This is a genomic window from Paraburkholderia phymatum (genome assembly GCF_038900715.1).
GTDB lineage: Bacteria > Pseudomonadota > Gammaproteobacteria > Burkholderiales > Burkholderiaceae > Paraburkholderia > Paraburkholderia phymatum_A.
Genome location: NZ_JAYMRZ010000012.1, coordinates 162,451 through 179,219 on the forward strand (window position 1 = coordinate 162,451; position 16,769 = coordinate 179,219).

Sequence of the window (16,769 nt, forward strand, 5' to 3'; positions counted from 1 at the left end):
TCCAAGCAATTCCACACGACTCCGCTTTATCTATTTGCTCGAACGCGCCCGAAGACGTTGCGTCGTGCGGATTTTTGCGGCAAAGTACGCATCAACGCATTCCCACACATTTCAACGCAATTCAACACGTCCCGGCGAGATCCAACATATGTCAACCAGTCTTCCGACGCAGGCGCGCGTCGTCATCGTGGGCGGCGGCATCATCGGATGCTCGCTCGCCTGGCATCTCACGAAACTCGGCTGGACGGATGTCGTGCTGCTCGAACAGGGCCAGTTGTCGTGCGGCACGACGTGACATGCGGCCGGGCTCGTCGGACAGTTGCGCGCGCAGGAAAGCATGACGAAGCTGATCCGCTATTCGACGGCACTCTACGCCGAACTCGAAGCCGACACGGGTCTCGCGACGGGCTGGAAGCAATGCGGCTCGCTGTCGGTGGCGCGCACGGCCGAGCGGATGACGCAGCTGAAGCGCACGGCCGCCGTCGCGCGCGCGTATGGCGTGACGTGCGACGTGATCGGCCCGAAGGAAGCGGGCGAACTGTGGCCGCCGATGCGCACGGACGATCTGCTCGGCGCCGTCTGGCTGCCCGGCGACGGCAAGGCAAACCCCACCGATCTGACGCAGGCGCTCGCGCGCGGCGCACGGCGGCGCGGCGCGCGTGTCGCCGAGAACACGCGCGTCACCGCGATCCACACGCGGCAGACGCGCAAGGGCCGCGAGGCGAGCGGCGTCGCGTGGCGCGACAAGGCGGGCAACGAAGGCGCGATCGCGGCGGAGATCGTCGTCAATTGCGCGGGCCAGTGGGCGAAGGCCGTGGGACGCCTATGCGGCGTCACCGTGCCGCTGCACTCGGCCGAGCACTACTACATCGTCACCGAGCGGATTGCGGGCGTGCATCCCGATCTGCCCGTGATGCGCGACCCGGACGGCTACATCTACTTCAAGGAAGAAGTCGGCGGCCTCGTGATGGGCGGCTTCGAACCCGATGCGAAACCGTGGGGCATGAACGGCATTCCCGAGAACTTCGAGTTCCAGTTGCTGCCCGATGACTGGGATCAATTCCAGATCCTGATGGAAAACGCACTGCAACGCGTGCCCGCGCTGGAGACAGCCCAGGTGCGCCAGTTCTACAACGGCCCGGAGTCGTTCACGCCCGACAACAACTTCATCCTTGGGGAAGCGCCCGAGCTGCGCAACTTCTATGTCGGCGCGGGATTCAACTCGATGGGGATTGCGTCGGCGGGTGGCGCGGGCATGGCGCTCGCCGAATGGATCGTCGCGGGCGAGCCGACGATGGACCTGTGGCCCGTCGACATTCGCCGCTTCGCGCGCTTCAACGGCAACGACACGTGGCTGCACGACCGCGTGAAGGAGACGCTCGGCCTGCACTACGCGATGCCCTGGCCGAATCGCGAACTCGATAGCGCGCGGCCCTTCCGTCGCTCGCCCCTCCATACGTTGCTGCGGGACGAAGGCGCATGCTTCGGCAGCAAGATGGGCTGGGAACGCGCGAACTTCTTCGCGCCGACGCGCGAGCAGGCGCGCATCGACTATGCGTTCGGCCAGCAGAACTGGCTGCCGTGGAGCGGCGACGAACATCGCGCATGCCGCGAACGCGTTGCGCTCTTCGACATGACATCGTTCTCCAAATTTCTCGTCAAGGGACGCGATGCCGAAGCCGTGTTGCAGCAGATCGTCGCGAACGACGTTGCGGTGCCGCCGGGCACGGCCGTCTATACGGGCATGCTCAACGCGCGCGGCGGCTACGAATCGGATTTCACGCTCACGCGTCTCGCCGCCGACGAATACCTGCTCGTCACAGGCTCCGCGCAAACCACGCGTGACTTCGACATGATCGACAAGCGCATTCCGCACGACAGCCACTGCATGCTCGTCGACGTGACGGGTCATTACGCGGTGCTCGCGGTGATGGGACCGTGCGCGCGCGATCTGCTCGCGAGCGTCTCGAAAGCCGACTGGAGCAACGACGCATTCGCGTTCGGGCAGAGCCGCGAAGTCGATATCGGCTACGCGACGGTGCGCGCGACGCGCATCACGTATGTCGGCGAGCTCGGCTGGGAGTTGTATGTGCCTGTCGAATTCGCGGTGGGCGTCTATGAAACGCTGCATCGGGCGGGCGCGCGTTTCGGCCTGAAAAACGCGGGCTATTACGCATTGGAGTCGCTGCGCATCGAGAAAGGCTATCGCGCATGGGGACGCGAGCTGTCGCCGGATACGAATCCGTTCGAAGCCGGGCTCGCGTTCGCGTGCAAGCTCGACAAGGACATTCCGTTCGTCGGGCGCGATGCGCTCGTCAAGCTGCGCGGCGAGCCGCTACGCAAACGTCTCGTCGTGCTCACCGCAGATGGCGCGAGCGATCGCATGCTATGGGGCGGCGAGGCGATCCTGCGCGACGGCAAGGTGGCGGGCTTCGTCACGTCGGCGGCGTTCGGGCATACGCTCGGCTGCCCGGTCGCGATGGGTTACGTGAAACGCGACGACGATCGCGCGCTCGACGAAGCGTGGCTCACGAGCGGCCGCTATCAGATCGACGTCGCCGGCGACCTTCTGCCGGCGACGCTGCATCTTAAAGCGCCGTACGATCCCGCTTCGGCACGCGTGAAAGGTTGAATCACAGGCGCAGGCGGTGCGCACGCGCCGCCTGCGCTAGCGCGCAACGATCAGCCGTCCCTCGCCGTTGCGGGCGAGATCGCGCGGCGTCACGCCGAGCAGCCGCTTCATCCAGTGCGCCATGTGGCTCTGATGTGCAAAGCCGGTTTCGAGCGCAACCTGGCTCGCGCTCAGGCGCCCTTGGGACAGCAGCGCTTGCGCGCGCTCTACGCGCCGCTGCACGACATGCCGATGTACGGGCACGCCGAACGTCTCGCGAAACAGCACCTTGAAATGCGGCACGCTCAGTGCGGCGAGCGCCGCGAGTTCGGCGAGCGTCAGACGTTCGTCGAGATGCGACTCGATGTAGTCGCTCACGCGCGCAGCAGCACGCGGCGACAACGTGCGTCTTTTGTCGTCGCGCGGGACGCCGCCAGCGAGCCGCACGATCATTGCTGTGCAGAGGCTCTCCGCATAGAGCGGATCGGATGCATATTCGGCTTCGAGTTCCGCGCGCATGGCCCAGGCCAGATGCTGAAACCGCGCGTCGCGCATCTGGAATTGCGGGCGAATCTGCGCATCGGCTGCGCGCAGGCCGAGCTGGTCGAACGTCTCGCGCGCGAAATCGTCGGCGATCCAGATGCGCAAGATCGTACAGCTCGCGTCATCGGACCACTCGCCGTCGAGCCCGGCCGGAATCACATCGGCATCGCCATGCGCCTGAATACGCGCGTAACGGTGGCCGTTGCATCGGCACACGGCTCTCACAGGCGCGCCGACATGCACGCCAACGCGATGATCCGCCATCGCCGGAATGCGATGCGCGCCGGCGGCCACCCCGACGAGTTCCGCGCCGAAACCGGACCAGCCGAGCGGCGCGCTCGAACGCAAGCTCTCGCGCGCGCCGGAGTGCGGCACCAGCCGACGGTTGACTGCATTCATCGCCTGCCCCTCCCGTCATCGTTCAGATCGATGCATTGTGCTTGGTTTCGCGCCTGCCTGCAGGCCGTCGATTCATGTGGACCGCCATCGCACGCAGATCGTCATCCGGATCTGCTGTTTTGCATCCTTGCATGCGCGCTTCGAACGTCGTCGCGGCTTACGCTTGACGCCATCTGAACGATCAAGGAGCCGGATGATGTTCGTGATTTTTGGCGCAACGGGCAACGTGGGACGCACGGCGGCAACGGCATTGCGGCACGCGGGCCACGCCGTGCGCGCCGTTGTGCGAAACGCTGCCCAGCGCGAGGCGCTCGAGCGCCTCGGTTGTGAAGTCGTGCTGGGCGATCTGACGGACGAGGCATCGGTGACGCGCGCGCTCGTCGGCGCTCGAGGCGTGCAGATGCTGTGCCCGGTGCCGCATCATGATCCCGATCCCGCCGGCACGATGCGTCGCACGATCGATGTGGCAGCGCGCGCGCTGCGCGAGCATCCCGACGTTCATGTCGTCGCGCTGTCCGACTATGGCGCCGAACTCGATACGGGCACGGGCATCACGATGCTGTTCCATTACCTCGAAACGGTATTCCGCGAAGCTGTGCCACGCCTGACGCTGCTGCGCTCGGCAGAGCACATGCAGAATTGGGCGCGCGTGCTGCCGGCCGCGCTCGCGACGGGTGTGCTGCCGAGCCTGCATCATCCCGTCGACAGGGCGTTCGCGTCGGTGTCGGCGCACGATGTCGGCATGCTTTCCGCGCAGTTGCAGATCGACGGACATGCAGGCGATGCCGTCCGCGTCGTGAGCGTCGAAGGCCCCCGGCGCCACGATGCGAACGGCGTCGCGAGTGCGTTGAGCGAAGTGGCCGGGCGCACCATCGTCGCACGCGCGTTGCCGCGCAGCGACTGGACGGCGACGCTCCTGCGCGCAGGACTCAACGCCAATCACGCGCAACTCATCGTCGATCTCTACGACGCGCAGAACGCGGGGCGCATCGATGTCGAAGCGGGCGCAAGCGAGCGGCGCTATGGCAGGACTGAACTGCGCGACGTGTTTGCCGCGCTGGTGTCAGCGACCGGCGCGAGCTAGATGCTGTCGCTGATTGCTGTCGATACGCGCGCCTCTCTTGCGAGGAGCTTCACATGCAGTGCTGTCCTTTGTTGAGCATGAGTCAGGACGCTTCAGCTCGACGCCGCGACGCGCGTCACGACGCGGCACAGGCATTGTATGCGTTCGCGACGCAACTGGCCGCGCGGCTCGGATGCTATCGGCTGGAACAGTTGCTGAACGCGATCCCTGACAGCAACGATGACTTCATGATCTTCTAAAGCTAAAAAACAAATGGCCTCGTCATCGACGAGGCCATTGCATCAGATCACTTGAGTTGAATCAGGCGAGGCGCATTACGCGGCACGCAAGAGACGCAAGAGACGCAAGAGCAAACCGCAAAAGCGTCACTCGTTCTCCTCGAAGTAATGGCGTGGGCTTATCCGACGGACCTCTACATCCAAACCTACGCCAAAACCTACGCCGGCGCACCTCGCGACACTTTGGCATTTTTTTGTCGCATTTTGGCAACAGATGAAGCAGATCCTTGATCTGCAGCAGTTTAATCGGGCCATAGATCCCTGCATATAATGCGTTCGGGCGACATCACCCACTCGATCATCAACAGTACCTGCTGCGCCTTATCTGACGGGGCCTCATGGTAACTCGATCGCATCGATACACGGAAAATACCATTTCGAGCCAGGATCAGCGTTTAACAGGCTCCAGGCCGTTTTCCGCGCGACGCACGTTGACATCGTCTATGAGTTCAGCAAGTTCCGAAGGCCTGTGAATATTGCGCAGGATATCTCCGCCTTGGCGGTGAATCACGAAGGCGCCCCCGCGTTGGATTGCGCTATCCGCCGCCGCAATGACGCTCGCGAAGGCGATAGTGTTCCTGCTGTTCTGAAGGTCGCTCCACACATCGGTTTCGATCAGCAGATTTTTTCGTCGAATGCAACGGGCACGCTCATTGTGGCTCGCTCCTACTACTTTGAAATATTAGGGGCGGCGACAATAACATGAATTGACCGTATTCGCAGGCTCTTCGATGAGCGTTTGCGCGGCGACCGCGCCGCAGACTACGCGGCCGTCCCCTTGGCGGGTTTTGGCCGGGGCTCGGCGTGCATCAATCGGCAGGAGAGAGGTTGAGAAAGCTACGCGCCTCGTCCGCATAGCGTCAGCGCGCAACGGCGTTTCGAACCCACAGGCGGATTTGGCCCTTATTCCGGCGCTGCAAGAATTCGACCGCTTGCGCTCGGCTAGCGCGATGTTCGTCGTCATCCGCCGGATGCAACGAGTGCGGCGCAGTTGAACACAACAAATTTGTTGGGTAAAATCCCAACATGTCTTCGCAAGCTCTTATCACCAACGACCGCCAGGCCCGGGAAGTCACGGGGCTCATCGAGGAAATGTCGCACGCAACCTCGTCCGAGCAAGTGCTCAAGTCGGTGGTCAGCGGCCTCCCCCCAGAGGTCATGGCGGGTGTCCAGCGCGCCTTGACCGCAGAGCGCTCAGAGCTCACGGCAATGCTGGATGCTTACCGGGAAGCTAAGCGTGGCAATCTGGAGCCGCTTAAGGCGCGGGCCCAAAACGATTTGGGCGAGATGCTTATCGTGGCCCGGATTGCCAAGGGCTGGTCCCAAAAGGATCTCGCGCGGCAGATTGGCCTACGTGAGCAGGCTGTCCAGCGCTACGAAGCGGATCGCTACCGCTCCATCAGCCTAGCCGGCTTCGTTCGGCTGGCCAAGGCGCTAGGACTGAATCTTTCCGCCGATATCTGTCCCAATGCCACCGCCGCCTGGATGTCGCCGCCTTCGCTAGATGTTTCCGCTGAACAGGCCCAGAAGGTGTTGAAACATGCGCGGGAGCATGGCTGGCTGGAAAACACCGACTCCGATGAGAATGCCCTGAGTCAATTGGTGCGCTATGTCGCAGAGCACGTGGGAAGCCACGGAAAGCCCTCATTGTTTCGAACCGGCCTGGTTGTCGAGCACCACGCCGATGACTGGTCGCTGCTCTGCTGGAAGGCGCAGGTCACGCGTCGCGCCAAGGCGACCATTGACTCACGGAAGGTCAAATACCGCCCCCTCGAGATGGCATGGCTGAAAGACCTTCCCGGCCTGAGCGCAATCAAGGACGGTCCGCTCCTTGCCCGAGACCTACTACTGGCCCACGGCATCGTGGTCGTCGTCGAGCGCCACGTTCCAGGCATGAAGGTCGACGGGGCAGCGTTCCTGGTCGATGAAATTCCAGTGATCGGCCTGACGCTTCGCCGAGACGCACTGGACAATTTCTGGTTCACGCTGCTGCACGAGGTAGCGCACGTGATCCTCCACTATCGGACAGGCCTAGCTGCTGGCTTTTTCGACAACATCGAAACGCGGGAAGTCGACGAGATGGAGGCGGAAGCTGATCAGTTCGCCGGTAACCTTCTCATCCCGCAGGAGCTCTGGTTGCGCTCGCCCGCACGTATTGCGAAGACGGCCGACACCATCGAGCGCTTCGCGCAACGCCTCGGCATCTCTCCCGCCGTGATCTTTGGCCGTATCCGGATGGAGCGGCAGAATTACGCAATATTTTCAGACAAGATTGGTTCAGGTCAGGTTCGTAAGCTGTTTTTTCAACAGTAGTCGGAGGTTCTGAATGCATGAGGGTTCGAAGGTCCTGTATTGCCCCGCATTGCGCCTAAAAGCTGGCGAGCTGGCTGGCGTAAGGGAGCTTGACGACGGGGTCGCGCGGCACGTCCTGCCCCGCTTTATCGTCCCGCCAGCGGCCGATCGTGGCGATACGCCCCAGCAGCGGCTCTTCGACTCCGAGTGTTGCGTGCCGGACGTGGGCGGTCTTCTGAGCGGTCACTGGCTAGGCCGGCGGGCATTCGTCGACTTCTCTTATCTCATTCCAGAATGCGGGGCTGCACAGAGCGAAGCATGGTTGCCGCCGATCTTCGCCCGCACCAGATCGCTCCATGTCCGAGCGATTCCCTTCGTATCGGCAGACAAGCTGGAACCCGAACTGATTGCCGCCGTAAAGAAGATTTTGCCCGCCGACGAGACGCTCAAGCTCGGGATAAGCGTGCGATCGGGCGACCTGGAAGATCCTCAGCTCGGGGAAACGTTCCGCACGATCCTGAGTGAACTGTCTCTGGAGTTCCGCGACTGTGCCGTCTTCGCCGACTTCACAGACGCGGACTTTTCAGAGTTCCAACTGGTGAGTCCGATTATCGGTTTTGCTCTGGAGGCGTTGCAGGATCTCGGCCCCTGGCAGCTTATCGTCTTTCAGGGTACTCACTATCCCGAAAAAAACCCCGCCACCCAGGCAGGCCAGACGGTAGCGTGGCCTCGCAACGAATGGCATGCCTGGCACAACGCCGTAAAGTTCGACGCCAATACAGCAGAGCACCTGATCTTCGGCGATTACGCTGCGGACTGCGCAAAGATGAATTTCAAGAAAGCGCGTGCTCAAGCGATTCGCCACTATCGCTACGCGACGCCGACGGACTGGCTAATCGTGCGCGGCGACAATGGTGGCGGAGATTCGCGCATCATGATGGACGTCTGCCAAAGGATCGTCGACAGCGGCCAGTTCCCAGGGGCCGACTTTTCGTGGGCAGATCGGTACATCCGCGATAACGCCACTGATGGCACCAACCCGGGCAATCCGCAGATCTGGCGTCAGGTCAACACGACGCATCACATTACGCAAGTCGTGACCGACGTTGCGAAGGTGCGGGGCATTCATATCGCACCGTTGCGCGCAGAGCCCGCAATACTCCAGGCACCCTTGTTCGCGCCTTACGAGTAAGGCCACTTGGCGTGCGCGTCTTCAGATTTCTGCGCGCCCACAAGCACGAGGTGCCGTGCACGTTACGTGCTCATTGCGACGTACTTCAATGGCCTGCACACAAGTGACAAGGATGCGGAAGCAGCCTATCGAGACATCACCGAGATTCTGGCTACACCGATGCAGCTCGCTCATCAACGTGTTAATCAGGGCCTAAAGATCTTGGTCTGCTGGTATAGGAAATATTCGCCGTATCCGCTGGATTCGAAATTCAGCGGCTCCAGCTATATCGCTTGCGGCGTCACAATTAATTTCAGAAGCATCGAGACTGGTAATGGCAAATGCGATACGTATCAACTCTGGTGTTGACATCATCGGAACAAAGATTACAGGAAAAACAGGCTCCTTTTCAGCCAAGCACATACCAGCACTATGCATTATCATCGAAGATACGCTAGCGAGAGCCGTGATTGACTGCCTATTTAGCGAAGAAATTCACATTCCACGCAGATATATTTATTCTGGCGCATGGGCAAATCAAGCCTCCTGTCTTTATGGATTTTTCACCTACGGTCTCGAGTTAAGCGAAAATTATAATATTCCATCGTTTGGAGTTCTGGCCATAACCGACGGTGACGTCTCGGAAAAATCAATCCAAAAAAGAATAAACGAACTAATAAGGGGAAATTATAAAAATACGGATCAAATTACAATATAGGAAATGATCTCGAAATCCATCTCATCCTTTCAACTTGAATTCAGCCATGAAAATATAAATGGACTTCCAGAATATAATCACAAAAAATGGTTTGAAGAAATAAATGAAGAGAAAATATCAATCACACACAAAAATGGAAATCAACATTTCCTCAAAAATAAGCGAGAAATCTGCACCATGCTTGAAATCATAAGTTTCTCAAAGAGCATCTCGCAAGAACACCCGTTGATTACCAATAAAAAAGGCAAACCTGATTATCACACGTACTATGATATTTTGAAGGAACTCAAGCCAAGTAACACCGATCACAAGACAAACAACATTCATTGGTATATTCTCAGCGCAATTAAATATTACAATTCTGAAAAATGGAACCCATACATCCAGCACGTCAGAGCAACGATATTAAACTCGTATGAAGAGCATAAAAGTAGATTCCTTAAAAGCAATTTCGATTTCCGATGAGTTGGTCGACCTCTCCCAAGAATCAAACACAATTCTACTCACGGATCCGCGAAACCAAAGCGTCAAATCCACCCTGCGCGGCGAGTAGCGCTAATGGGCGGCGCCGCTAATCGTCCTCATCGATGCCGTTGAATAAATCAGCGTCCGGTCGCTCGCGCCTCGGAAGTTGACACGGCGCTGACCCGGTACAGCCTCCTGCGACAGGCGATGGACCGTTCCGCGGTCGGCCGAAGGACTATGGCGTTGATACGGGGGCGTCCGGCGAAGTCCTGTCAAATTTCGAAAAATTTCTGGCGGACAGGCAGGGCGACGTGGTGGCGCGTTTTATCGCCGGACGTCGATCCCAATGATCCACGCCTGCTGCAGACCATCGACGAACAGCTCGCAAAGCATTGATCCCGGGACCGCAGCGACATCCGCACCGCCGGTGCGAAGCAGGAGATCGCCCCGAGGATGTCAATCCAGACGAATCGGAGCCCGGAGACGGGAATTGAGCCGATCGGCCAGCCATATCAACCCGCCACGCCAGAATCCGAAGAGCCGCGCCTGGTGACGACGATAAAGCATGGCATGGCTCACCTGCGCGAGCCGTCCATGAAAGGTCGCGCCCTTGAACACACCGAACTTGCCCAGCGATCCATACGCGTCATAGTCGGCCAGCGAGACGAGGGAGCCAAAGTCCCGATACGCGAAGGCTGGAACCGGCTGCCCGCGCTCCATGGCGAGCGGCAGATGGCGAATCAGGTGCGACGCCTGCTGACTTGCCACCTGGGCCGTCGGCGGCAGCGGACGTTGTGCACCTTGCAGTTTGAGGCTCGAGCAGTCGCCGATCGCATAGATATTGGCATCCCGGGTCGTCTGAAGCGAAGGGAGCACGACGAGCTGGTTGCCGCGCGTGGTTTCCAACCCGTCCATGTCCAGCAGAAATTCAGGCGCCTTGACGCCGGCTGCCCAGATCTTCAGCGATGCTGGCAGCTGCGTGCCACTGGCCAGCAAAAACCCTTCGACTGTTGCGTCAGTGACCTTTGTCGACGTCAGGACCTTGATGCCAAGCGCCTCCAGCTTCTGCTGCGTGGCCGTCGAGATGTCTGTCGGGAACGCTGCGAGCAACCGTGGTCCGCTTTCGACGAGCGTCACACTGATGCGTGAAGCAAGCCCCTTTGCACCGTACGCCACGGCCGCCTGGGTCAATTGCACCATCTCGGCAGCGAGCTCGACACCAGTCGCTCCCCCACCCACGATCGCAATCGACAGCGATTCGTCTTTCGCCAGGCACTGGAGAATCCGGATACGTACCTCCCGGTTAAACGCGTCCGCCTGCAAACGTGAATCGATCCGGAAACAATGCTCTCGGGCACCAGGCGTCCCGAAGTCATTGGCCTCACTTCCGACTGCGACGATGAGCGCGTCGTAGGCAAGACGCCTCGCAGCAATCAGCTCGCGCCCGTCCGGTGCATACAGCGGTGCAATGAGAACCTCGCGGCGTGCGCGGTCCAGACCGCATATCTCCCCCGGCTGATAAGCGAAACCTGCGTCACGGGCCTGCGCGACATAAGGGGTCTGTTGCTGCGCGATATCGCGCGTTCCCGCAGCGATGGTATGCAACATCGGTTTCCAGACGTGAGCCGAGTCCCGATCGACAAGCATGACCTCGGGGGCGTCGTTGCGCCCGCGCCAGTTCCGTGCGAGCGACGTCGCCGTCTCAAGCCCGGCTACGCCGCCACCGACGATCAGAACGCGCTTACGCTGCTGGCCGTATCCCATTTAGTATTATCCTAAAGTCAAGCGTTCGCGCTGCCGACGCCCGTCGAATCCTCTGCGTCAGATCTCCGCGATGTGCGCTCGATGTCTGCCAGATAGACCGACATCGCTCGAACCACCTCCTCCAGATAAAACGGCAGCCGGTCGGGGTCTTGCACAAAAGCGATGTGCAGTGTGCCGGCGGCAATCGCATGCAGCATCGCGGCATAACGATCCCGGGCAGCAGGCCTAGACGTCGGAAGTCGGGCATCAAGCATACGTCTGACTCCCTGAATGAAGCTGGCGGTGTTTTCGTCTGACCGCCGGCCATGCATCAGCGGAAAAAAATCGGTATATCGCTGCACATATTCGACGTACGGCATCATCAGTCTTGCTATCGCATTGGCCGCTGACGACGAACGCCAGACCTCGCGCGACACCTTACCCAGTTCGCCATTGATTTCCCGAATTCCGTTTTGATGCCGATCGACGAGCGCCTGCACCACACTCTCCCTATCAGGAAAGAAGTGATACAGCGACCCAATGGATGTCTGCGCACTGCGGGCAATCCCGTGCATAGTCAGCCCGGCAAGCCCCTTCTCCGAAAGAATGGTCCCGGCCGCGTCCAGAATGGCCTCAACCCGCGCGCGGCCGCGTGACTGGATTGGCGGGCGGCCCGCAGTCCGAATCCGGCTCCCAACCGGCAACGCTACCTGCGAATCTGCCGGCACAATGTCCCCCTCTCACCGATTGCAGTCGTCATGCACGGATCGTCACAAACTAGACACACGATTCCAATCTAATCAAAATAGACGCTTTCGTCTAGTCCCAGCCACGATGCCATGCAACGACTCCCCGGCCTGATTGCCTGCGAGCACTGCGACAGCGTCTACCGGCGCCGACCGCTGGGACGCCACGAAGTCGCCCATTGCGAACGCTGCGCAGCGGTACTGTACCGGTCGACATGGCTTGCCCTCGATCCCTGGCTTGCATTGACCATCGCTGCCGCAGTCACGTTCGTTATCGCCAACGTGTGCCCGGTGATCCGCATCAGTCTCGATGGAAGGCACAACGATACGACGCTCTGGCGCTCGGCGCTCGCGCTTTCACATGGTGCGGCCGCCCCGATCGCCTTGCCTGCCGCACTCGCCATCATCATCGTTCCGTCACTGCAGATCATGCTGCTCGGCTGGGTACTGGCGTTCGCGCGCGCCCGCCGCCGCGCCCCTGCGTTTGCCCCCGTTATGCGCGTGCTGGCGCTGCTGAGACCATGGAGCATGATCGAGGTCGGAATGCTCGGCATCCTCGTGGCCAGCATCAAACTGTCGGACCTCGTTCAGGTCGTGGCAGGAGCCGGTCTCTGGGCCAATGCTGCACTGATGGTGCTGGTAACGCTCATCGCCAGTCGCGATACCCGTCCGCTCTGGGACTGGACCGAATCCGGTGGACCAGCGGCGGTAGATTCGGCATGACATTGCCCGTGCGCGCCCATCCGGTCGGCATGATTGCCTGCCATACGTGCGGCCTCGTATGCAGGCTGCCTGGCTCAACCTCCGTTGGGGGCCCGTGGAAATGCCCACGTTGTAGCTCGACGCTGCATCCCCGCCGCCCGGACAGCTTTGCGCGCGCATGGGCGTTCCTGATCGCCGGGCTTGTCTTTTACGTGCCCGCCAATGTGCTGCCAATCATGTACACCAGGGCGTTCGGTAGCGGCAGCGACAACACGATCATGAGTGGCGTCGTGCAGTTCTGGAAGTCCGGCTCGTACGGCATTGCCATCGTGATCTTTGTCGCGAGCGTCGCCGTACCGTGCACAAAATTCCTTGCGCTTGCAACATTGCTGCTTACCACGAAACGACGCAGCCGCGGGGCAATGCGCGAGCGCGCCCGGCTTTACCGGCTGATCGAACTGGTCGGCTACTGGTCCATGCTCGACGTGCTGGTCGTCGCCATCGTCGCCGCGCTCGTCAAGTTCGGCGCGCTCGCCAGTATCGAGCCGCGAGTTGGCATTCTCTTCTTTGGAGTCGTCGTGATTCTGACCATGCTGTCCGCCATGAGTTTCGATCCCCGGCTGATCTGGGATGCGGAGGAACCATGAGCCCCGTCGCGGGTCCCCCCACGCCCGAACCGCAGGATCCCCCGGTTACGCGGTACCGCTGGCGCTTCTCCCTGATCTGGCTGGTGCCGCTTGTCGCTGTACTGATCGGACTGACGATGCTGGTACACACCTGGCTGTCCACCGGCCCGGAAGTCACCATTTCGTTCAACACGGCGACAGGACTCGAAGCCGGAAAGACGCCGGTCAAATACAAGGATGTCGCGATCGGTACCGTGAGCGGTATTGCCCTGAGCGATGACGCGTCGCGCGTGACCGTATCGGTGTCGTTTGTGAAAAGTGCGCAGAAGCTGCTACGCGCCGATACGCGGTTCTGGGTCGTACGGCCGCGAATCGGCATGAGTGGGGTTTCGGGCATCGATACGCTGATATCCGGCGCATACATTGGCGTCGACGCGGGCCGGTCACCGCAGCCCAGGAGGGTCTTTACGGGGCTCGAAACGCCCCCGACCGTGGTCAACGGCACGCCCGGTACCCACTTCACGGTCCAAGCGCCGGACCTGGGTTCTCTCGACATCGGCTCGCCTGTCTACTACCGGCGCATCCAGGTGGGCCGTATCGCCTCGTATGCACTCGATGCAAACGGCCGAGATGTGGGACTTCAGATCTTCGTGGATGCGCCTTACGACCGGTTTGTCACCACTGCTAGCCGGTTCTGGAATGCAAGCGGCGTGGACGTGTCGCTCGGCGCCGACGGTCTGAAGCTCAAGACCCAGTCTGTCGCGACGATCATGGCCGGCGGCATCGCGTTCGCCACGCCCGAAGACGGCGCGGCCAAGCCCGCGCCTGCGGGCAGCCAGTTCTCGCTCGCAAGGGATGAGCAAACCGCAATGGCAACCGACGATGGCCCTTCGCAGTTTATCGAATTGCGCTTCAACCAGCCGCTGCGCGGACTGTCTGTTGGCGCACCCGTCGAGTTTTCAGGAGTCGGGATCGGACGCGTGACGTCAATCAAACTGGACTACGACCCGCAGACGCAGCGCTTTCCTACGATTGTGGGCTGCGTCGCGTACCCTCAGCGGCTCGGCCCGGTGCAGCAGAAATTGCCCAGACCCGGCGACGACGATGACCGGCAAGCGGCCCGGTTCCTTGCAGGCATGGTGGCGCACGGCCTTCGCGCGCAGGCACGCACGGGCAACCTGCTTACGGGCCAGCTTTACATCGCCCTCGACTTCGTGCCCAGTGCTCCAAAGGTGGCGTTCGACGCGGACGCGCGACCGCTCTCTATTCCGACCATTGACGCCGGTCTTGGAAAGATGCAGGAACAGCTGACCACCATCGTGGACAAGCTGAGCAGGATGCCGCTCAATTCCATTGGCCTGCACCTGGATGCAAGCCTCACGGACCTCGATAGCACTCTGAGGCACATCGACGGTCAGGTTCTGCCCGCTACGACCCAGACCTTGGGACAGGCCCGCCAGAGCTTCGGTGCTGCCCGGGACGTGCTTTCGGAAGACGGTCCGCTGCAGGAGAGCCTCGGGCAAACGCTCGAGGAGCTGCAACGCACCGCGCGTTCGCTTCGTGCACTGACCGACCTGCTGGGACGGCACCCCGAAGCGGTGCTGCGCGGTCAGACCGCCGATCCACCGCCTGTGCCACCGGCTACCCCGATTAAGACCTCCCCTGACCGGGAGCCTGTCCGATGAGCTTCTCTCTTCACACTGCACTGGCAGATCTGGCGGCGGCCTCCACGCTGATGCTTGCTGCCTGTGCCTCCGCTCCGGTACATTACTACACGCTGGTTCAACCGCGCCCGTCCAGAAGCGCCGTGACCGTTTCAGCAGCTGCTCCTTTCGCCGTCGACGTCTTCCCAGTTGGCGTTCCGGCACAACTCGACCAACAGCAGTTGGTCGTGCGGGAAAGCGGGGGCAGCGTGGCCGTGCTCGACGGCGAGCGGTGGGTATCGCCCCTGGGTGACGAGTTGAGGTCCGCAATCTCTTCTGGGGTCGTTGATCAACTGGGCACATACGATATCGCAGGCCTGCCACGTCCCCAGGATCGTGCAGTCGTCACCATCCGGGTGCAGATCCGTCGCCTTGATGCCTGGGCCGGACGGTCGGTACAGCTCGAGGCGGACTGGAGCACCGGTGTACGGCAGAAAGCGGGCAATGCGCGGGTGACCTGCCATACTTACCTGGAAAAGGCCACGCAGGGTGGTTACCCGGAAATGGTTCGCGCGCAGCAGCAGGTGGTTGGCCTTCTGGCCAGTCAGATCGCAACAGCGGCACGCAGTGTCGCGAGCTCCGGAAACGCAGCATGTCCGGCAGCGTGACGATTAGCTGCAGCGTACGTCTCGCCTGCTCCTCTCCGGCGCACATCGATGCTGTTTCATCCGCTCAGAACGTACGGATTCAACGAAGTCGATGCAACACGCTAGCGACTGCACAAGCTGTGGTTTCGCGAGCGCAAACATGGGAAGCGGCGGATCGCCTGGCGCGATGAGATCGATTTCCATGTCGGTGCGACACGGCAACGCCGCCGGCCGTTCGGCGACAGCGCGCGACACCCGATGCGCCCTGATGCCGCCCATGATGTAGAACTACTTTGGCCGCGCGCTGAACGGCGACAATTACCCCCGCCGACCGGCCTTTGCGCGACAGACCGCTCCAGCTTTCTGGCTTTTAGCTCAGGAAAGCCTTGTTGAGCTTCGTACGGTTTCGCTCACCACACGTTCAAGCGGGACAAGCTCGAGGAGAGCTCCGCTTCCGGCAGCCTGTGCGCCGTTTTCGATGATGTGCGCAAACTCAACGGCGGGATCGGCTTCCAGTCTCTCCCTGAGTGCACGAAGACGGGGAAAGTCCTTTGGATCAATTGCCCGATGAAAATCCGCCCAGCGCGCCACGCCAATGAAGAGTGCATCTGCCAGGGTGGGTCTTTCTCCAAGGAGATAAGCACTGTGGCCAAGCATCGCTTCGAGCTGTCGATGCCGCTTCCTAACCGCGCCACGACCGAAACTGCCGAGCGTCTCGCGGAATTCGTCGGAGACTCCCTTCATCTCTAGGGCAGCCCATAATGGGCTGAATGCTGCGGTATAGCTGCTGTTCAAGAAAGCCATACACTGGTGCAGATGATCCGCTTGAGGACTTTCTGCCGGGAAACTGACTCGGCGCTCTTTGTCGCGCGTCTCTATCCAAAGCGCGATTGCCATCGTTTCAGTGAGAATGCCTTCGTCGCTGATCAGAACGGGTGTTTCGCGCCTGCCGTTTAGCCTCACATAGGCGTCGGTCAGCATGTCGTCCGGCATCTTCACTCGCGACAGCCTATAGGGTTGCCCCAACCACTCCAGAGCGGCGACAAGCCCAAGCGAGCTTCCTTGCGGAAAGCCCGCCAGAAGTATGGGAACCATGGATCA

14 protein-coding genes and 2 pseudogenes are annotated in these 16,769 nt (G+C 60.9%); 11 read left to right on the forward strand and 5 right to left on the reverse strand.

All coding sequences use genetic code 11. From position 1 onward, the window contains the following. The first annotated feature begins 64 nt into the window (after positions 1-64). Positions 65-2,632: pseudogene (locus VSR68_RS22410) on the forward strand (GcvT family protein). A 36-nt stretch (positions 2,633-2,668) separates the two neighbouring features. Here the strand turns inward: VSR68_RS22410 and VSR68_RS22415 are convergent. Then, positions 2,669-3,553: an AraC family transcriptional regulator gene (locus VSR68_RS22415; protein ID WP_342941931.1), complete on the reverse strand. Its 885-nt coding sequence runs from the start codon at positions 3,551-3,553 to the stop codon at positions 2,669-2,671. 196 nt (positions 3,554-3,749) lie between these two features. Here VSR68_RS22415 and VSR68_RS22420 point away from each other — a divergent pair, with 196 nt between their 5' ends. The 6 genes from VSR68_RS22420 to VSR68_RS22445 all read left to right on the forward strand — a co-directional run bounded on the left by VSR68_RS22420 (position 3,750) and on the right by VSR68_RS22445 (position 9,096). After that, on the forward strand, positions 3,750-4,637 hold the full coding sequence (locus tag VSR68_RS22420; RefSeq protein WP_342942018.1) for an NAD(P)H-binding protein: 888 nt from the start codon (positions 3,750-3,752) through the stop codon (positions 4,635-4,637). Positions 4,638-4,690: 53 nt separating this feature from the next. Continuing rightward, on the forward strand, positions 4,691-4,876 hold the full coding sequence (locus VSR68_RS22425) for a hypothetical protein (RefSeq protein ID WP_342941932.1): 186 nt from the start codon (positions 4,691-4,693) through the stop codon (positions 4,874-4,876). Between the two features lie 508 nt (positions 4,877-5,384). Next, positions 5,385-5,621 carry a hypothetical protein gene (locus VSR68_RS22430; RefSeq protein WP_342941933.1) on the forward strand — a complete coding sequence of 79 codons (237 nt, stop codon included), beginning with the start codon at positions 5,385-5,387 and terminating at the stop codon, positions 5,619-5,621. A gap of 320 nt (positions 5,622-5,941) precedes the next feature. After that, positions 5,942-7,228, forward strand: coding sequence for an XRE family transcriptional regulator (locus VSR68_RS22435; protein WP_342941934.1), 1,287 nt, complete (start codon positions 5,942-5,944; stop codon positions 7,226-7,228). A gap of 13 nt (positions 7,229-7,241) precedes the next feature. Then, entirely contained in the window at positions 7,242-8,399 is a 1,158-nt protein-coding gene (locus VSR68_RS22440; RefSeq protein ID WP_342941935.1) for a beta family protein, read from the forward strand. A 313-nt stretch (positions 8,400-8,712) separates the two neighbouring features. Then, positions 8,713-9,096 carry a hypothetical protein gene (locus VSR68_RS22445; protein WP_342941936.1) on the forward strand — a complete coding sequence of 128 codons (384 nt, stop codon included), beginning with the start codon at positions 8,713-8,715 and terminating at the stop codon, positions 9,094-9,096. Positions 9,097-10,017: 921 nt separating this feature from the next. Here the strand turns inward: VSR68_RS22445 and VSR68_RS22450 are convergent. The 3 genes and pseudogenes from VSR68_RS22450 to VSR68_RS42850 form a co-directional block, all read right to left on the reverse strand. After that, on the reverse strand, positions 10,018-11,325 hold the full coding sequence (locus VSR68_RS22450; RefSeq protein ID WP_342941937.1) for an NAD(P)/FAD-dependent oxidoreductase: 1,308 nt from the start codon (positions 11,323-11,325) through the stop codon (positions 10,018-10,020). Between the two features lie 17 nt (positions 11,326-11,342). Beyond that, a complete protein-coding gene (locus tag VSR68_RS22455) occupies positions 11,343-11,804 on the reverse strand; it encodes a hypothetical protein (protein WP_342941938.1) in 462 nt (153 codons plus the stop codon). After that, positions 11,805-12,032 (reverse strand): annotated as a pseudogene (locus tag VSR68_RS42850) (TetR/AcrR family transcriptional regulator); the annotation flags it as partial. 111 nt (positions 12,033-12,143) lie between these two features. On the opposite strand from VSR68_RS42850, the gene VSR68_RS22460 reads away from it, so the two are divergent. From VSR68_RS22460 to VSR68_RS22475, 4 genes are read left to right on the forward strand one after another with little or no spacing between them, the layout of a single operon-like run. Beyond that, positions 12,144-12,773, forward strand: a complete 630-nt coding sequence (locus VSR68_RS22460) for a paraquat-inducible protein A (RefSeq protein WP_342941939.1) — start codon at positions 12,144-12,146, stop codon at positions 12,771-12,773. Continuing rightward, the gene (locus VSR68_RS22465) at positions 12,770-13,399 is read left to right on the forward strand and encodes a paraquat-inducible protein A (protein WP_342941940.1); all 630 of its coding nucleotides are present in this window, start codon (positions 12,770-12,772) and stop codon (positions 13,397-13,399) included. The genes VSR68_RS22460 and VSR68_RS22465 overlap by 4 nt, the downstream gene beginning before the upstream one ends. Continuing rightward, the gene (locus VSR68_RS22470; protein ID WP_342941941.1) at positions 13,396-15,063 is read left to right on the forward strand and encodes an intermembrane transport protein PqiB; all 1,668 of its coding nucleotides are present in this window, start codon (positions 13,396-13,398) and stop codon (positions 15,061-15,063) included. Before VSR68_RS22465 ends, VSR68_RS22470 begins: the two co-directional genes overlap by 4 nt. After that, positions 15,060-15,689, forward strand: coding sequence for a PqiC family protein (locus VSR68_RS22475; protein ID WP_342941942.1), 630 nt, complete (start codon positions 15,060-15,062; stop codon positions 15,687-15,689). Before VSR68_RS22470 ends, VSR68_RS22475 begins: the two co-directional genes overlap by 4 nt. Positions 15,690-16,043: 354 nt before the next feature. Here the strand turns inward: VSR68_RS22475 and VSR68_RS22480 are convergent, their stop codons facing one another. Further along, a complete protein-coding gene (locus VSR68_RS22480) occupies positions 16,044-16,763 on the reverse strand; it encodes a glutathione S-transferase family protein (protein WP_342941943.1) in 720 nt (239 codons plus the stop codon). Positions 16,764-16,769 lie beyond the last annotated feature (6 nt).